This window comes from Pseudomonas sp. Y3 TE3536 (assembly GCF_053629175.1).
The window spans coordinates 3,707,326-3,724,459 of the sequence record NZ_JBRJHU010000001.1 but is presented as its reverse complement, the minus strand read 5'-3'; the positions used below and the strand labels follow the sequence as shown (position 1 = coordinate 3,724,459).

The following is a 17,134-nucleotide window of genomic DNA, read 5'->3' as shown; positions in this document are numbered from 1 at the left end:
AGCCATTCTCCCCGATGAAAATCCATTGACCTAAGCAGGCAGGCGTGAATACACTCTGCCGCACAGCAAGTTGTATACAATTACAAAATCGATGAGGCACAACCCATGAGCAAAATGAGAGCAATCGATGCAGCCGTTCTGGTCATGCGCCGTGAAGGTGTAGATACCGCGTTCGGCATCCCAGGGGCTGCCATCAACCCGCTGTACTCGGCCCTGAAAAAAGTCGGTGGCATCGATCACGTCCTCGCTCGCCACGTTGAAGGTGCCTCGCACATGGCCGAGGGCTACACCCGTGCCAACCCAGGCAACATCGGCGTGTGCATCGGCACTTCCGGCCCTGCCGGCACCGACATGGTCACCGGCCTGTACAGTGCGTCGGCCGACTCCATCCCAATTCTCTGCATCACTGGCCAGGCCCCGCGTGCACGCCTGCACAAAGAAGACTTCCAGGCCGTCGACATCACCAGCATCGTCAAGCCGGTGACCAAGTGGGCGACCACCGTGCTGGAGCCAGGCCAAGTGCCTTACGCGTTCCAGAAGGCCTTCTATGAAATGCGCACCGGCCGCCCAGGCCCTGTGCTGATCGACCTGCCGTTCGACGTGCAGATGGCTGAAATCGAATTCGACATCGACGCCTACGAGCCGCTGGCCGTCAACAAGCCATCCGCCACCCGTGTCCAGGCCGAAAAAGCCCTGGCAATGCTCAATGACGCCGAGCGCCCACTGCTGGTTGCAGGCGGCGGCATCATCAACGCCGACGCCAGCGACAAGCTGGTCGAGTTCGCTGAATTGACCGGTGTACCGGTCATCCCGACCCTGATGGGCTGGGGCACCATCCCGGACGACCACGCCCTGATGGTCGGCATGGTCGGCCTGCAGACGTCGCACCGCTACGGCAACGCCACCCTGCTCAAATCCGACCTGGTGTTCGGCATCGGTAACCGTTGGGCCAACCGCCACACCGGCTCCGTAGACGTCTACACCGAAGGCCGCAAGTTCGTGCATGTGGACATCGAACCGACCCAGATCGGCCGCGTATTCACCCCAGACCTGGGTATCGTGTCGGACGCTGGCAAGGCGCTGGATGTGTTCCTCGAAGTGGCCCGCGAGTGGAAAGCCGCTGGCAAGCTCAAGTGCCGCAAGGCCTGGCTGGAAGACTGCCAGGAGCGCAAGGCCACCCTGCAGCGCAAGACCCACTTCGACAACGTGCCGGTCAAGCCGCAGCGCGTGTACGAAGAGATGAACCAGGTGTTCGGCAAGGACACCACCTACGTCAGCACCATCGGCCTGTCGCAGATCGCCGGCGCGCAGTTCCTGCACGTGTACAAGCCACGTCACTGGATCAACTGCGGCCAGGCTGGCCCGCTGGGCTGGACCATCCCTGCCGCACTGGGCGTGGTCAAGGCCGACCCATCGCGCAAAGTGGTCGCCCTGTCGGGTGACTATGACTTCCAGTTCATGATCGAAGAGCTGGCAGTCGGCGCGCAGTTCAACCTGCCGTACGTCCACGTGCTGGTGAACAACGCCTACCTCGGCCTGATCCGCCAGGCGCAGCGTGGCTTCGACATGGATTACTGTGTACAACTGGCGTTCGAGAACATCAACTCCAGCGACGCCGCCAGCTACGGTGTCGATCACGTCGCCGTGGTCGAAGGCCTGGGCTGCAAGGCCATCCGCGTATTCGAGCCAGGCGAAATCGCCCCTGCCCTGCTCAAGGCGCAGAAGATGGCCGAAGAGTTCCGCGTGCCGGTGGTGGTTGAAGTGATTCTCGAGCGTGTGACCAACATTTCCATGGGCACCGAGATCAACGCGGTCAACGAGTTCGAAGACCTGGCCCTGGTCGGTAACGACGCGCCAACCGCCATCTCGATGCTGGACTGATCGCCTGACGCCCCCAGGCATGCCCTGGGGGCCTTCATCGCAAGGAGACAACTCATGCCTCGCTTCGCTGCCAACCTGTCCATGCTGTTCACCGAACAGGACTTCCTGGCCCGCTTCAAGGCCGCCGCCGATGCTGGTTTCAGCGGCGTCGAATACCTCTTCCCGTACGATTTCAGCGCCGCCGAAATCAAGCAGCAGCTCGATGCGCACGGCCTGACCCAGGTGCTGTTCAACCTGCCGGCCGGCGACTGGGCCAAAGGCGAGCGTGGCATCACCTGCCACCCCGACCGCGTTGAAGAGTTCCGCGCCGGTGTCGACAAGGCCATCGAATACGCCAAGGTCCTGGGCAATACCCAGGTCAACGCCCTGGCCGGCATCCGCCCGCAAGGCCTGCAATGCGCCGAGGTGCGCAAGACCTTCGTCGACAACCTGAAGTTTGCCGCCGAAAAACTGAAAGCCGCCGGGATCCGCCTGGTCATGGAAATGATCAACACCCGCGACATCCCAGGCTTCTACCTGAATACCACGAAGCAAGCCCTGGAAATCCAGGCCGAAGTCGGCAGCGACAACCTGTTCCTGCAGTACGACATCTACCACATGCAGATCATGGAAGGTGACTTGGCTCGCACCATGGAAGCCAACCTGAAACTGATCAACCACATCCAGCTGGCCGACAACCCAGGCCGCAACGAGCCAGGCACCGGCGAGATCAACTACCGCTTCCTGTTCGAGCACCTGGACCGCATCGGCTACCAGGGTTGGGTGGGCGCAGAGTACAAGCCGCTGACCACCACTGAAGCGGGCCTGGGCTGGCTGAAGACCCACAACGCAATTTAAGGGCGCATACGCACTGTGTAGGAGCAGCCTTGTGCTGCGAAGAGGCCATCGCTGCGCTAGAAGATCTGCCTGTCATACCGGCCTCTTCGCAGCACAAGGCTGCTCCTACAAGGGCCTGCATTGCCTGCTCCATCGAGATTCAACAAATACAACGAGGTAATCTCTCATGGCTAAAATCGGCTTTATCGGCACCGGCATCATGGGCAAGCCCATGGCTCAGAACCTGCAAAAAGCAGGTCACAGCCTGTTCGTTTCCACCCACCACGATGCCGCCCCGGCCGACCTGATCGCCGCTGGCGCGGTGGCCCTGGCCAACCCGAAAGAAGTGGCCCAGGAAGCTGAATTCATCATCGTCATGGTCCCCGACACCCCACAGGTAGAAGCCGTCCTGTTCGGTGAGAACGGCGTGGCCGAAGGTGTCGGCCCGAACAAGGTCGTGATCGACATGAGCTCGATCTCGCCGACCGCTACCAAAGCCTTCGCCGAGAAGATCAAGGCCACCGGCGCCGCCTACCTGGACGCCCCGGTGTCCGGCGGTGAAGTCGGCGCCAAGGCCGCGACCCTGAGCATCATGGTCGGTGGCTGCCCGAAAGCCTTCGAGCGCGCCCTGCCGCTGTTCGAAGCCATGGGCAAGAACATCACCCGCGTGGGTGGCAACGGCGACGGCCAGACCGCCAAGGTGGCCAACCAGATCATCGTTGCGCTGAACATCCAGGCGGTTGCCGAAGCCCTGCTGTTCGCCGCCAAGAACGGCGCCGACCCAGCCAAGGTGCGTGAAGCACTGATGGGCGGCTTCGCTTCGTCGAAAATCCTCGAAGTGCACGCCGAGCGCATGATCAAAGGCACTTTCGACCCAGGCTTCCGCATCAACCTGCACCAGAAGGACCTGAACCTGGCCCTGCAAGGCGCCAAGGAACTGGGCATCAACCTGCCCAACACCTCCAACGCCCAGCAAGTGTTCAACACCTGCCAGGCCCTGGGTGGCGGCAACTGGGACCACTCGGCGCTGATCAAAGGCCTGGAGCACATGGCCAACTTCTCGATCCGCGACGAAGGCAAGTAAGCTGAATTTGGGGGCTGCTTTGCAGCCCTTTCGCGACGCAAGGCCGCTCCTACAGGGATCGCGGTCTCCTGTAGGAGCGGCCTTGTGTCGCGAAAGGGGCGCAAAGCGCCCCCAGGGTCTCTGACCCAACACCGAGCAACACCCGCCCCTGGTTCGGCCTGCACGGAGGCAGTTCCAGGGGCGTTTTCGATTCTGCAGAACAACAATAATTTGGGAGCCTGCCATGTCGGTCGATCCGCAAAAAATTCTTCGCGAGCTGTTCGACACAGCCATCGCCGCCGCCCACCCGCGCCAAGTCCTCGAACCCTACCTGCCCGCCGACCGTAGCGGCCGGGTCATCGTCATCGGCGCCGGCAAGGCCGCAGCCGCCATGGCCGAAGTGGTCGAGAAAAGCTGGCAGGGCGAAGTGTCCGGCCTCGTCGTCACCCGTTACGGCCACGGCGCCAACTGCCAGAAAATCGAGGTGGTCGAGGCCGCTCACCCGGTCCCCGATGCCGCCGGCCTGGCCGTGGCCAAGCGCGTGCTGGAGCTGGTCAGCAACCTGAACGAAGACGACCGTGTCATCTTCCTGCTCTCTGGCGGTGGTTCGGCATTGCTGGCACTGCCCGCCGAGGGCCTGACCCTGGCCGACAAGCAACACATCAACAAGGCGCTGCTCAAGTCCGGCGCCACCATCGGCGAGATGAACTGCGTGCGCAAGCACCTCTCGGCGATCAAGGGTGGCCGCCTGGCCAAGGCCTGCTGGCCGGCCACGGTCTACACCTATGCCATTTCCGATGTACCGGGCGACCTGGCCACGGTCATCGCCTCCGGCCCCACCGTCGCCGACCCAAGCACCAGCGCCGACGCCTTGGCCATCCTCAAGCGGTACAACATCGAAGCGCCCAAGGCCGTCATCGACTGGCTCAACAACCCGGCCTCGGAAACCGTCAAGGCCGATGACCCGGCTCTGGCCCGCAGCCATTTCCAACTGATCGCCAAGCCCCAGCAGTCGCTGGAAGCCGCCGCCGTCAAAGCGCGCCAGGCTGGCTTCAGCCCGCTGATTCTGGGCGACCTGGAGGGCGAGTCGCGTGAAGTGGCGAAGGTGCATGCTGGCATTGCCCGGCAGATCGTTTTGCACGGCCAGCCGCTCAAGGCACCCTGCGTGATCCTGTCGGGTGGCGAAACCACCGTCACCGTACGCGGCAACGGCCGCGGCGGGCGCAACGCCGAGTTCCTGCTCAGCCTCACCGAAAACCTCAAGGGCCTGCCGGGCGTGTACGCGCTGGCCGGTGACACCGACGGCATTGATGGCTCCGAAGAAAACGCCGGCGCCTTCATGACCCCTTGCAGTTATGCCCGCGCCGAAGCCTTGGGCCTGTCGGCCAGTGACGAGCTGGACAACAACAACGGCTACGGCTACTTCGCCGCGCTCGATGCGTTGATCGTCACCGAACCGACACGCACCAACGTCAACGACTTCCGCGCCATTCTGATCCTCGAGACTCCGCAATCATGACGCCTGATAAAAAAGTCAAAATCCTCGCCACCCTTGGCCCTGCGATCAACGGCATCGACGACATCCGTCAACTGGTCGAAGCCGGGGTGAACATCTTCCGCCTCAACTTCAGCCACGGCGAGCACGCCGACCATGCCCTGCGCTATCAGTGGATCCGCGAAGTCGAGCAGCAACTGAACTACCCGCTGGGCATCCTCATGGACTTGCAGGGGCCAAAGCTGCGCGTGGGCCGTTTTGCTGAAGGCAAGGTGCAACTGCAACGTGGCCAGGCACTGCGCCTGGACTTGGACAAGGCACCGGGCGATAGCCGCCGGGTCAACCTGCCGCACCCAGAGATCATCGCTGCGCTGGAACCCGGCATGGACCTGCTGCTCGATGACGGCAAGTTGCGCCTGCGCGTGACCGCCAAGCACAGTGACGCCATCGACACCGAAGTGCTGAACGGTGGCGAACTGTCCGACCGCAAGGGCGTCAACGTGCCGCAAGCGGTGCTCGACCTCTCCCCGCTCACCGAGAAGGACCGGCGCGACCTGGCCTTCGGCCTGGAGCTGGGTGTTGACTGGGTGGCCCTGTCGTTTGTGCAGCGCCCTGAAGACATTGTCGAAGCACGCCAGCTGATCGGTGACCGCGCCTACCTGATGGCCAAGATCGAGAAACCCTCGGCGGTCGACCAGTTGCAAGCGATTGCCGAACTGTCCGACGCGATCATGGTGGCCCGCGGTGACCTGGGCGTGGAAGTACCCGCCGAAAGCGTGCCGCAGATCCAGAAGCGCATCATCGGCACCTGCCGCCAGCTGGGTAAACCGGTGGTGGTGGCCACGCAGATGCTCGAATCCATGCGCTTCTCGCCTGCGCCCACCCGCGCCGAAGTCACCGACGTGGCCAACGCCGTGGCCGAGGGTGCTGATGCGGTGATGCTGTCAGCCGAGACCGCGTCAGGCGACTACCCGTTGGAAGCCGTGCAGATGATGAGCAAGATCATCCGCCAAGTGGAAAACGGCCCCGACTACCAGGCCCAGCTCGACGTTGGCCGGCCGAAAGCCGAAGCCACCGTGTCGGACGCCATCAGCTGCGCGATCCGCCGTATCAGCGGCATTCTGCCGGTGGCGGTGCTGGTCAACTACAGCGAGTCGGGCGCCTCGACGCTACGTGCCGCGCGCGAGCGGCCACGGGCGCCGATCCTCAACCTGACGCCGAACCTGAACACGGCGCGCCGCCTGAGCGTGGCCTGGGGTGTGCATTCGGTGGTCAACGACCGCCTGCGTCAGGTTGACGAAATCTGCTCGACCGCGTTGGAAATTGCCCAGGCGCAAGGCATGGCCAGCCGTGGGGACACGCTGTTGATCACCGCCGGTGTGCCTTTCGGCAAGCCGGGTTCGACTAATACGCTGCGGATCGAGACCTTGGTCTGAAATCCGGGGGGCGCTCTGCGCCCCTTTCGCCGGCAAGCCGGCTCCCACAGGCCGTACGCGGTCCCTGTAGGAGCTGGCTTGCCTGCGATGGAGGGCAAAGCCCTCCCCTTGCTCAGCGTCAAAAACCCTGCGGAAAACCGAGGCCCAAAGAGGCCCACCGCTTTTCAATCAACCTTACCGACTGCCCATGTACACCAAAAATTTCGTCAACCCGTGCCCCGACTGGGCCACGGCGCTGCTCAACGGCTTCAGCCAGGTGCTGCTGCTGCGCAACCCCCTGTGCGGCCTGTGCTGCCTGCTGGCCATCCTGCTGACCGCCCCCAACCTGGTCGGCGGCGCCCTGCTCGGCGCCCTTGCAGGCCTGCTCACCGCCCAGCGCCGCGGCTACGACCGCGCCGACCGCCAGGCCGGGTTGTACTGTTACAACGGCGTGCTGATCGGCATCCTGATCAGTGCGGTACTGCCGTGGTCAGCGATCATGCCGCCGCTGATCCTCGCAGCCGGTGGGCTATCGAGCATCATCACCCACCAATGGCGCAAGCGCGGTGGCAAGTTGCTGATCGCTTATACGGCGCCGTTCGTGCTGTTGGGCTGGGGCGCTTTGCTGATCGCTGAACCCTCGACGGCTGTCTTTGCCGAGCCAGACCCGCTGTACGCCCTGGCGCGCGGTGTCGGCCAGATCTTCCTGCTTGATAACCCATTCGCCGGGCTGCTGATCATCGTCGGCATGTTCATCGCCAGCCCCTACGCGGCTATGTGGGCCGTGATCGGCTCTGCCATCGGGGGCGGCGTCGCGCTGCTCATCGACCAGGCGCAGGTGGCCTGGATGGGACTATACGGCTTCAACGCAGCGCTGGCGGCACTGGCCTTCAGCCGCCAGAGTGAAAAACCCTGGGTGACGTTGTTGGCAATTGCCCTGGCCCTGTTGCTGCAAGCGCTGTTGAACTTGATGCCGATTTCAGGACTGACAGCCCCCTTTGTACTGGCCTGCTGGCTAATGCATTCAGGTAACCAGTTCTGGCAACTTTTACTGCGGCGATACTCCTGGCGTCTACCCAATTGATGACTGAAGCACATCGGACGTGCCGGTCTCTCACAGACAAGCAGTCATATTTAAGAAACGTCGCCGAAAACGAACACCCGATTCACAACTTCCTCCCGCTCCTGCTGCTCCCTGACTAAAACCATCCTACGCTCAATATTGCCAATTTCACTGCTCTGGGCACGCTGGTGATTGGGTACCATCTGGTCCACGCTCATCGGCTCAGTAGCTGGTCTGTGCTCCCAATACCGTACCTCCTTCCAAAAGGATTCACGCTCATAAAAAGAAGGCCCGCCTATGATCAAGTCCGGCACCCCGTACGAGCGTCTCTGCGCGCCCTGCAAGAGCTCACTAGACCCGGAACCGACCACTTCAACAAATTCCATCGAAGTAATTCGCGCTTGCACATACCTTCCCGGACCTGTTTTTAACTCCGGGGGCGCTGGATTGGCTTTAAGTGGCCTTGCTCGCCCCAGGAAGAGACTGAAAAACCCGTATCCCCCAGTGGGGTCTAAGCGATTGACTGGATCGCATTGGCAATAGGCATAAGAGTTGACTCCGCCCTTACCAAACGGGCTCAAAGCATCCGGGCTTAAAAAGCGCATCAACGCGGGGCGATAGAACCGATGTCCATTGCCCAATCCATAGCCATGCAGAACCCCGCTTCTCCGCTCGCCGTTGAAACCCAGCGAAGTACCCGACCCTTCCACCGAATGGCCATAAGCGCTATACGATAGCGTCTGTAATACCAAGCCAGGCTGGTCAGCTGCCCTATTCATGACCGACTCACACGCTCGCCCATACCTGATGCCATTCTGCGGCCAACATTCGCGTCTCACAACTGGCATTATTGCCAGCTCGCCCTGTTGCAGGCCCAAGCGCTGACCTTCTAGGCTTAATGCTTACGCACCCGGAACAAAAACCATGCAAACCCCGCAATCAATACGTGAGCGGCTCTACGTCATCGTCTTCCAGACCGACACCGTCGCCGGGCGCCGCTTCGACAAGACCCTTCTGCTGATCATCCTTGCCAGCCTGGTCACGGTGATCCTCGACAGCATCGACGAAATACACCAAGGCTACGCCGGCCTGCTCGCTGCCATCGAATGGGGCTTCACCGCGATCTTCCTGGCCGAATACCTCACGCGCCTGTACTGCTCGCCCAAGCCCCTGCGGTACGCCTTCAGCTTCTACGGCCTGGTCGACCTGCTGGCGATCGTCCCCGGGGTCATCGCCCTCTATTACAGCGACGCGCAATACCTGCTGATCATCCGGGTCATCCGCATGCTGCGGATCTTCCGCGTGCTCAAGCTTGGCCAGTACCTCAAGCAGGCCAACTACCTGATGGCCGCGCTGCGGGGCAGCAAGCAGAAGATCATCGTGTTCCTGGTCACTGTCTCGACCCTAGTGACGGTGTTCGGCACCTTGATGTACGTGATCGAAGGGCCGGAGCACGGCTTTACCAGCATTCCCAAAGGCATCTATTGGGCCATTGTCACCCTGACCACGGTGGGCTTTGGCGATATCGTGCCGAAGACGCCGCTGGGGCAGGTGCTGTCGTCACTGGTGATGATCACCGGTTATTCGATCATCGCCGTGCCTACCGGCATCTTTACCGCAGAATTGGCCAATGCCATGCGTGGGGAGCAGTTGCAGCATGACTGCCCAACCTGCCGCAAGAGCAGCCACGAACACGATGCGTCATTCTGTTCGCGCTGCGGCAATGGGCTATTTCCCAAGCAGTGATGCTGCCTGTGCCGGCCCTTTCGCGGGTAAACCCGCTGCCACAGGGAACGCGCACTGCTCAGGCCTGTGGTGATCCTGTGGGAGCGGGTTTACCCGCGAAAAGGCCGGCACAGGCAGAAGCATAACCAAAGTCGTTTTTGTTCTTTAACCCGCACAAACCCAGCCGCTATAGTCGCTGGCAATCTGCCCCAATCACCTTCAAGAACAAGGAAGCAACGTGAAAAAACTCTTCACCGCCTCGCTGCTCGCCGCAGGCCTGGCCCTCGGCAACCTCGCCCAGGCCGCCCCGACCCTGCTCAACGTGTCCTACGACGTGATGCGCGACTTCTACAAGGACTACAACCCGGCCTTCCAGAAACACTGGGAAGCCGAGCACAACGAGAAGGTCAATGTGCAGATGTCCTTCGGCGGCTCGAGCAAGCAAGCGCGCGCGGTGATCGACGGCCTGCCGGCCGATGTCATCACCATGAACATGGCCACCGACATCAACGCCCTGGTCGACAACGGCAAGTTGGTGCCAGACAACTGGGTCACCCGCCTGCCGAACAACAGCGCGCCGTTCACCTCGGCCACCGTGTTCATCGTGCGCAAAGGCAACCCCAAGGCACTCAAAGACTGGCCAGACCTGCTCAAGGACGGCGTACAAGTGATCGTGCCCAACCCGAAAACCTCGGGTAACGGCCGTTACACCTACCTCTCGGCGTGGGGCTATGTGCTCAAGCAAGGCGGTGACGAGACCAAGGCCCGCGATTTCGTCGGCAAACTGTTCAAACAGGCGCCAGTGCTGGATACCGGTGGCCGCGCCGCGACCACCACCTTCATGACCAACCAGATCGGCGACGTACTGGTGACCTTCGAAAACGAAGCCGAAATGATCGCCCGCGAGTTCGGCCGCGACCAGTTCGAAGTGGTCTACCCAAGTGTTTCGGCCGAAGCCGAGCCACCGGTGAGCGTGGTCGACAAGGTGGTGGCGAAAAAAGGTACCCAGGCCGTGGCCGAGGAATACCTGAAGTACCTGTGGTCGCCAGCGGCACAAGAAATCGCTGCAAACAACTACCTGCGCCCACGTGATCCGGCGGTGCTGGCCAAGTACACCGACCGCTTCCCGAAAGTGGACTTCCTGTCGGTAGAAAAAACCTTTGGTGACTGGCGTACCGTGCAGAAGACCCACTTCAACGACGGTGGTGTGTTCGACCAGATTTACAGCGGGCAGTAACTTACAAACACAGTCCTCGCCGTACGGCTACTGATAGTTCTAGCAGTAGCCGTACTTCAGAAACTTGGCAGCATGGGCCTCATGACTCAATGAGGCACTAACCATGCGTATATTCCTTTTAATCTCCGCCCTCACCCTTGCAGGCCTCAGTACGGCCATTTCTGCAGACTCCCAAAGCCTTTCGCCGACTGTCGGTCTGCCACTGAACCACCCTGGCATCCTGGTTGACACTGCACTTTTGAATTTCGTCAAAGCCCGATTAGACACGCAGCCTTGGAAGGATGCCTTTGCGCAAGCCAAAGACAGTAAATGGGCCGCTGAGGACTACAAGGCCACCCCCTTCGCCACGGTTGAATGCGGCTCAGGCTCCACTAATCCGCGCGTTGGCTGCTTTGAAGAAATGGATGACGCAGCGACGACGTACACACAGGCGTTGCTGTGGTCGTATACCGGTAATCCTCAATATGCCGCGAATGTTAGAAGCGTTCTGCTGGCGTGGGCAACGACGCTCACGGGCGGACATCAGGCAAGTAATGGTCCATTGCAAGCTGCCTGGACCGCCGCACTCTTTAGCCGGGGCCTTGAAATCGTCGATGAAGGCTACACCGGTTGGTTGTCGGATGAACGGGCGAAGGTTAAGAAAATGCTCACAGAGCAGCACCTCCCTAATATCAAGCAGATGTTCATCTCTGGCTCGCTGTGCCATAACAAGAACTGGCATGCCACCGCGATTGAGGCAATGACCAATATCGGTATCGTCACGGATGACCGCGCATTATTCGACGAAGCCATCGGGCGTTGGCATCAACTCGTACCTGCTTATATATATGACGAGCAAGACGATAACAGGCCGCCCAATGCGCCGTGGTGCAGGCTCGATGACGACCGGATCAAGGCGCACTGGCACTTTCCCACTCACTACGTGAAGGGCCTTAGCCAAGAAACCTGCCGTGACCTCGCCCACACTTCGATGGGCTTGGCAGCCATCATCAACGTCGCAGAAACCGCCAGGCTGCAGGGCGTCGATTTGTATAGCAAAGAGCAGCAACGCATCGTCGCAGCGCTGGAACTGCATAGCGCGCAGATGAATGGCAACAACCCGCAGCCGCTCTGCGAAGGGCCTATCCGCGAGAACATCAGCGGCACCTTCGAAATTGCCTACAACCATTACGCACTGCGCAAAGGGGTGAACCTGCCCGAGACGCAAACATTTCTGGCAAAAAAACGCCCACTAGTGGGCGCGTTCCACCTGCGCTGGGAAACGCTCACCCATGGGCTGACGGGCTCACTGCAAGGCAATCGCTGACCCCAGCACACGCACATCGAACTTTCGCGCCGCTGAACGGCTCAGTTTCTGGAGTAACCCTGCCCCGCTCATCCCGGCCCAAGGAGTACTCCAGTGCTGCGCTACCTCACCACCCTGCTGCTCGGCTGCCTGCTGAGCACCCACCTGCTGGCGGCCGACCCCGCCCCCAACGACGCACAACCTGCCGAACCGAAGCCGGTACTTCAGGGCGGCCTGCTCGGTGCCTTGGCCGACGGCCTGGACAGTGCCGCCCAGGAGCTTGACCTAGATGCCCACTTGGTCGACGCCTGGCGCCTACGCACCGACCGTGCAGCCAAGGAAGTGGAACGCCTGGTCGATCGCCATTCGGCCAGTGACTCGCTCACCTTGGCAGGTAACTTCATCCTGCTGACATTCACTTGGGCTGCGGCCTTCGCAGTGCTCACCACCCTTGGCCGCTGGGGCGCCACGCGCAGCGCCCGCACGACATGGCTGCGCGACCGCCCGCGCGCCAGCAGCCTGCTCGGCTACCTGCTGCCCTATACGCTTCCCGCCCTGGCCAGCTTGCCGCTGACCTTGTATGTCAGCCGCTTCCTTGACCCATCGATCGCCCGCGCCCTGGGCCTGAGCCTGGCGTACGCCACCAGCAGCGGCCTATTCTCTACCTCGATCATCCTGTGCCTGGTCACCTTGTTCGATGCCGGCCACAAACGCTCGGCCGTGGCAGTGATCAAACGCCTGGCACCGCGCCCGCTGTTCCTGATCGGCTTCCTGGCTGCCTGGAGCGATGCGCTGACCAGCCCGCAGATCGCCCGCCAGTTAGGCGGCAACATCACCGCCAGCATCGCGGTATTCACCGGCCTCACCGCCACAGTCATCTTTGCCAGCCTGGTGATTCGCCTGCGCCGCCCGGTTGCCCACCTGATCCGCAATCGCGCCTTCAAGGACCGCCTGCAACACCGGGCGGTGCAGGAAACCCTGCGCATCTTCTCGGTGGTGTGGTATTTGCCGATCCTGCTGATGATCCTGGTCTCGGCCATTCACCTGATCGGCGCTGGCGAAGAAAGCCAGAAGGCGCTGCAAAAAGCCTTGCTGACCACGGTGCTGCTGGTGTCCACGGTGTTTCTCAGTACTTTGCTGCAACACCTGTTGGCGCCCCGCGAAGCCGATGCTGGGCAACGGGTACGGCCTTACAAGGAACTGCTGCGCAGCCTGGCCCACGCGCTGCTGCGCATTGCCATGGCGGTGGCCTTCATCGAACTGCTGGGGCGTATCTGGGGCGTCTCGGTGATCGGCTTCGCCCTGAGCAACCGCCTGGGCCAGGCCATCAGCAATTCGCTGTCGAGCATCGGCCTGATCCTGCTGGTCACCTGGCTGCTCTGGGTGGTGCTCGACACCGCTATCCAGGAAGCGCTCAAACCAGCGCCCGGGCGCCGTACCGCGCGCCAGCCGAGCACGCGGGTGCGGACCATCCTGCCCATGCTGCGCAATGCCATCAAAGTGGTGCTGATCGTCATCTGCACCATCACCACCATGGCCAACCTGGGCATCAACGTCGCGCCGCTGCTGGCCGGTGCCGGGGTGATCGGCCTGGCCATCGGCTTTGGCTCGCAGCAACTGGTGCAGGACGTGATCACCGGGCTGTTCATCTTGATCGAAGACACCATTTCGATCGGCGACTGGGTGGTGCTCGACTCCGGCCACGCCGGCACTGTCGAAAGCCTGACCATCCGTACCCTGCGCCTGCGCGACGGCAAGGGGTTTGTGCACTCGGTGCCGTTTGGCCAGATCAAGGCGGTTACCAACCAGTCGCGGCAGTTCGCCTATGCGTTTTTCTCGGTGCAATTCACCTACGACAGCGATGTGGACCAGTCGCTGGCGCTGATCCATGAGGTGGGGCAGTCGATCAGCGACGATCCACTGCTGCGCATCAACCTGCAGGGGCCATTGCAGGTATTCGGGGTGGACCGCATGGACTTGAACGGGTTTGTGCTGACGGCGCAGTTCCGCACCATTTCCGGTGGGCAGTATGCGGTGAGCCGCGCGTTCAACGAGCGGCTGAAGAAGCGGGTGGACCAGACGGAGCAGGTGAACTTTGCCCAGGTGTATCCGCTGCCTATGCGTGGAGTTTCAGCGTGATGCAGGCTTCACCGGCCCTTTCGCGGGCAAGCCCGCTCCCACAGCGCTCTACTGCGCTCGAATGTTGAGCTGATCCTGTGGGAGCGGGCTTGCCCGCGAAGGGGCCGGCAAAGCAAGCCTCAACCCTGCCGGAATACCAAGGCTTTAAGGCCCCCAGCCGGATCCGCATCAGGAAACTCCGGCGGGTTCTCCAGCCGCTCGACAAAAGCCAACGCCGGCGCCTGCTCGGCCATGCCTTCGATCAAAAACGCTGGCCCGATCGCCGGGTCGTTCACACAGGCCAGCACGGTCCCGCCCTCACTCAGCAGCTCCGGCAACCGCCGCAGAATCTTCGCGTAATCCTGGGTCAGCACAAAGCTGCCCTTCTGGAAGGTGGGCGGGTCGATGATGATCAGGTCATAGGGCCCGTACTTACGCACCTTGCCCCAGGACTTGAACAGCTCATGCCCCAGGTACGCCACCCGTGACGCATCGTGGCCATTGAGCCGGTGGTTGTCTCGCCCGCGGGACAACGCCGACTTGGCCATGTCCAGGTTCACTACCTGCTCCGCCCCACCCGCAATGGCCGCTACCGAGAAACCGCAGGTATAGGCAAACAGGTTGAGCACCCGCTTGCCTGCTGCCTGTTCGCGTACCCAGCGTCGGCCATAGCGCATGTCCAGGAACAGCCCATTGTTCTGACGTACGCCCAGGTCCAGCAGGTAAGTCAGGCCGTCCTCGACGACCTCCCGCTGCTGGCACGGCTCGCCCCACAGCCATTGGCCGGGGCTGTCCGGCAGGTAGCGGTGCTGGATGAGGATGGCCTGGCCATTCCACTGCGGGCGCTGGGCGAGGGTACGCAGCATGGCCTCCAGCTCTTCCAGTTGGCCTTCAGGCGGCTCACGGAACAGCGCCACCGACAGCACACCTTGCAGCCAGTCCACCGTCACCTGCTCAAGGCCCGGCCAGCAGCGGCCACGGCCGTGGAACAGGCGACGGGTTTCCTGTGGGGCGGGGTCGAGGGCGGCGAGCAGGTGTTGCTCAAGGGTCTGGATCGGCGAGGTCATGGCGGGTCGCAAGCTGGAAAAAGCGGCATTCTACCCTTGCGGGCCTCTTCGCGGGTAAACCCGCTCCCACCCGTACTCCACCGCTTCTAAAGACGGCACGATACCTGTGGGAGCGGGTTTACCCGCGAAGAGGCCCGCAAGGTCACCTCAATGTTTGGCTGCAACCCGCGCAGAACTAAACCACCATCCCTGCTGCATCCCCGCCGCTGCCAGCAGAATCAGTGCCACACCCAGCCATTGCAACGGTGCCAGCCGGTGCCCAAAGGCCACCCAGTCGACAAGAATTGCCGCAATCGGGTAAACGAACGACAGCGCGCCAGTCAGTGCGGTAGGCAAGCGCTGGATAGCGCTGTACAGCAACACATACATCACCCCGGTATGAACGATGCCGAGGGTCACCAGGCTGGCCAGCGCCGAAGTCTCACCCGGCAACCCACTCAGCTTGACCCACGGCGCCAGCAGCAGCACGCCGGTGGCAACCTGGATCAATGCAATCAGGTGCGGTGGCGTACCTTTAAGGCGCTTGATGATCAACGCAGCGATTGCATACAAAAACGCCGCGCCCAGCGCCAGGCCAATGCCCAGCAGGTAATCCTCGCCACTGCCCTGCCCCACGCCGTGGGCGCTGACGATAGCCAGCATGCCCAGGAAGGCAACGCTCAACCAGGTGACCTTGGGCAAGGTGATCTTCTCGCCCAGAAACACAGCCGCCAGGCCCACCAGCATGAACGGTTGGACGTTGTAAACGGCGGTGCCGATGGCGATCGAAGCGCGTGAATAAGAGGCGAACAGCAACACCCAATTGCCGACGATGGCCACACCGCTGGCAATCGCCAGCACAAACGCCGTGCGGCCGATCACACCCGGCTTGAGAAAGCCCAAGGCCGCGCAGATCACCAGCAACGTGCCGGTACCGAACACGCACCGCCAGAACACCACGTCGAGTACTGGCTGGCCCGACACCAGCACGAACCAGCCGATGGTCCCGGAAATCAGCATGGCAGCGACCATTTCCAGCGAGCCACGGCGCAATGAACTGTCCATCTCACACCTCCGTTGATAATGGCAACAGTATGCAAAGGGTGACGTGGGACCTTCCAGCGGATATCAAAGGCGCATCCGCCGGCTTGCCTTTACTATCAAGGCAAATCACCCGAATAGCCTGATGAGGTTACGCATGACCGATGCTATCGACCAACTGCTGATCAACGCGTTGATGGAAGACTCGCGGCGCTCACTCAAGGCCCTGGCGCAGATCAGTGGCTTGTCTGCCCCCAGCGTCAGCGAGCGCTTGCGCCGCCTGGAAGAGCGCGGTGTCTTGCGCGGTTACACCGTGGATGTCGACCCACGCAGTTTTGGTTACCAGTTGCAGGCGATCGTGCGTATCCGCCCGCTGCCGGGGCAGTTGCAGGAAGTGGAGCGGCAGATCATCGCGATCCCTGAGTTCACCGAATGCGACAAGGTGACCGGCGAGGACTGCTTCATTGCGCGTTTGCATGTGCGCTCGATGGAACAGCTCGACACCCTGCTCGACCGGATCAATGTGCTGGCCGAAACCAACACCGCGATCATCAAGAAGAGCCCGGTGAAGCGACGCCTGCCGCCGATGGGCTGAACCTGCCTCGAGGTGGTCGGCACAGGCAAAAGCTGACTATTTTTTGTACACACAAATGTCACCATAGGTGCCATTTTTGTGTGCACTTTTCTCAACCGCGCCCCAATACGTTACACCCTTCACGCCACTAATTTTGACCAACTGATCAACTAACAAAACGATAAAAAAATAAAAGCTGTTTAGTTGGTCAATTTTTATTTCCTTAATTTCATTTAGTTAGCGTTAAACAAGACGAAATCAAAACAATGGCAACTTGAACGTCGCTTTTCGGCTGGCATGGAACTCGCTTTTGTGTGTTCGTGTTTTGTATACAAGTTAGGCAAAACATAAATACACAAGAACCCGCGACGCCGC

The 17,134-nt window shown here is 61.4% G+C and carries 13 protein-coding genes and 1 pseudogene; 11 read left to right on the top strand and 3 right to left on the bottom strand.

Annotation, left to right across the window (positions count from 1 at the left end):
• Nucleotides 1-105 precede the first annotated feature (105 nt).
• From gcl to AB7M33_RS16825, 6 genes are all read left to right on the top strand, one after another.
• A complete protein-coding gene (gene gcl / locus AB7M33_RS16850) occupies nucleotides 106-1,881 on the top strand; it encodes a glyoxylate carboligase (protein WP_027592968.1) in 1,776 nt (591 codons plus the stop codon).
• 54 nt (nucleotides 1,882-1,935) lie between these two features.
• A complete protein-coding gene (hyi, locus tag AB7M33_RS16845) occupies nucleotides 1,936-2,718 on the top strand; it encodes a hydroxypyruvate isomerase (protein ID WP_099428675.1) in 783 nt (260 codons plus the stop codon).
• A 166-nt stretch (nucleotides 2,719-2,884) separates the two neighbouring features.
• Nucleotides 2,885-3,781 carry a 2-hydroxy-3-oxopropionate reductase gene (locus tag AB7M33_RS16840; RefSeq protein WP_027592970.1) on the top strand — a complete coding sequence of 299 codons (897 nt, stop codon included), beginning with the start codon at nucleotides 2,885-2,887 and terminating at the stop codon, nucleotides 3,779-3,781.
• A 223-nt stretch (nucleotides 3,782-4,004) separates the two neighbouring features.
• Nucleotides 4,005-5,279, top strand: a complete 1,275-nt coding sequence (locus AB7M33_RS16835) for a glycerate kinase type-2 family protein (RefSeq protein ID WP_099428673.1) — start codon at nucleotides 4,005-4,007, stop codon at nucleotides 5,277-5,279.
• Nucleotides 5,276-6,691: a pyruvate kinase gene (gene pyk / locus AB7M33_RS16830; protein ID WP_454243149.1), complete on the top strand. Its 1,416-nt coding sequence runs from the start codon at nucleotides 5,276-5,278 to the stop codon at nucleotides 6,689-6,691. The genes AB7M33_RS16835 and pyk overlap by 4 nt, the downstream gene beginning before the upstream one ends.
• A gap of 187 nt (nucleotides 6,692-6,878) precedes the next feature.
• A complete protein-coding gene (locus tag AB7M33_RS16825; protein ID WP_027592973.1) occupies nucleotides 6,879-7,754 on the top strand; it encodes an urea transporter in 876 nt (291 codons plus the stop codon).
• A 458-nt stretch (nucleotides 7,755-8,212) separates the two neighbouring features.
• Here AB7M33_RS16825 and AB7M33_RS16820 read toward each other — a convergent pair.
• A pseudogene (locus AB7M33_RS16820) lies at nucleotides 8,213-8,476 on the bottom strand (RHS repeat-associated core domain-containing protein); the annotation flags it as partial.
• Between the two features lie 181 nt (nucleotides 8,477-8,657).
• Between AB7M33_RS16820 and AB7M33_RS16815 the strand changes: the two are divergent.
• From AB7M33_RS16815 to AB7M33_RS16800, 4 genes are all read left to right on the top strand, one after another.
• A complete protein-coding gene (locus tag AB7M33_RS16815) occupies nucleotides 8,658-9,479 on the top strand; it encodes an ion transporter (RefSeq protein ID WP_265969739.1) in 822 nt (273 codons plus the stop codon).
• 217 nt (nucleotides 9,480-9,696) lie between these two features.
• Nucleotides 9,697-10,695 (top strand): sulfate ABC transporter substrate-binding protein, encoded by a 999-nt coding sequence (locus AB7M33_RS16810; protein ID WP_085272522.1) that lies wholly within the window; start codon nucleotides 9,697-9,699, stop codon nucleotides 10,693-10,695.
• Between the two features lie 103 nt (nucleotides 10,696-10,798).
• Nucleotides 10,799-12,001, top strand: a complete 1,203-nt coding sequence (locus tag AB7M33_RS16805; RefSeq protein ID WP_454243148.1) for an alginate lyase family protein — start codon at nucleotides 10,799-10,801, stop codon at nucleotides 11,999-12,001.
• Nucleotides 12,002-12,094: 93 nt separating this feature from the next.
• Nucleotides 12,095-14,119 carry a mechanosensitive ion channel family protein gene (locus tag AB7M33_RS16800; protein ID WP_454243147.1) on the top strand — a complete coding sequence of 675 codons (2,025 nt, stop codon included), beginning with the start codon at nucleotides 12,095-12,097 and terminating at the stop codon, nucleotides 14,117-14,119.
• Nucleotides 14,120-14,238: 119 nt separating this feature from the next.
• On the opposite strand, the gene AB7M33_RS16795 is transcribed toward AB7M33_RS16800, so the two are convergent.
• Both AB7M33_RS16795 and AB7M33_RS16790 read right to left on the bottom strand, forming a co-directional pair.
• Nucleotides 14,239-15,165, bottom strand: coding sequence for a class I SAM-dependent methyltransferase (locus tag AB7M33_RS16795; RefSeq protein ID WP_454243146.1), 927 nt, complete (start codon nucleotides 15,163-15,165; stop codon nucleotides 14,239-14,241).
• Nucleotides 15,166-15,312: 147 nt separating this feature from the next.
• Nucleotides 15,313-16,209, bottom strand: coding sequence for a DMT family transporter (locus AB7M33_RS16790; protein ID WP_265969479.1), 897 nt, complete (start codon nucleotides 16,207-16,209; stop codon nucleotides 15,313-15,315).
• A gap of 133 nt (nucleotides 16,210-16,342) precedes the next feature.
• Between AB7M33_RS16790 and AB7M33_RS16785 the strand changes: the two genes are divergently transcribed.
• Nucleotides 16,343-16,780, top strand: coding sequence for an Lrp/AsnC family transcriptional regulator (locus tag AB7M33_RS16785; protein ID WP_027592981.1), 438 nt, complete (start codon nucleotides 16,343-16,345; stop codon nucleotides 16,778-16,780).
• Nucleotides 16,781-17,134 lie beyond the last annotated feature (354 nt).

Coding starts and splice junctions, on each gene's coding strand:
- gcl (WP_027592968.1), top strand. CDS start 106: ATGAGCAAAATGAGAGCAATCGATGCAGCCGTTCTGGTCATGCGCCGT.
- hyi (WP_099428675.1), top strand. CDS start 1,936: ATGCCTCGCTTCGCTGCCAACCTGTCCATGCTGTTCACCGAACAGGAC.
- AB7M33_RS16840 (WP_027592970.1), top strand. CDS start 2,885: ATGGCTAAAATCGGCTTTATCGGCACCGGCATCATGGGCAAGCCCATG.
- AB7M33_RS16835 (WP_099428673.1), top strand. CDS start 4,005: ATGTCGGTCGATCCGCAAAAAATTCTTCGCGAGCTGTTCGACACAGCC.
- pyk (WP_454243149.1), top strand. CDS start 5,276: ATGACGCCTGATAAAAAAGTCAAAATCCTCGCCACCCTTGGCCCTGCG.
- AB7M33_RS16825 (WP_027592973.1), top strand. CDS start 6,879: ATGTACACCAAAAATTTCGTCAACCCGTGCCCCGACTGGGCCACGGCG.
- AB7M33_RS16815 (WP_265969739.1), top strand. CDS start 8,658: ATGCAAACCCCGCAATCAATACGTGAGCGGCTCTACGTCATCGTCTTC.
- AB7M33_RS16805 (WP_454243148.1), top strand. CDS start 10,799: ATGCGTATATTCCTTTTAATCTCCGCCCTCACCCTTGCAGGCCTCAGT.
- AB7M33_RS16795 (WP_454243146.1), bottom strand. CDS start 15,165: ATGACCTCGCCGATCCAGACCCTTGAGCAACACCTGCTCGCCGCCCTC.
- AB7M33_RS16790 (WP_265969479.1), bottom strand. CDS start 16,209: ATGGACAGTTCATTGCGCCGTGGCTCGCTGGAAATGGTCGCTGCCATG.
- AB7M33_RS16785 (WP_027592981.1), top strand. CDS start 16,343: ATGACCGATGCTATCGACCAACTGCTGATCAACGCGTTGATGGAAGAC.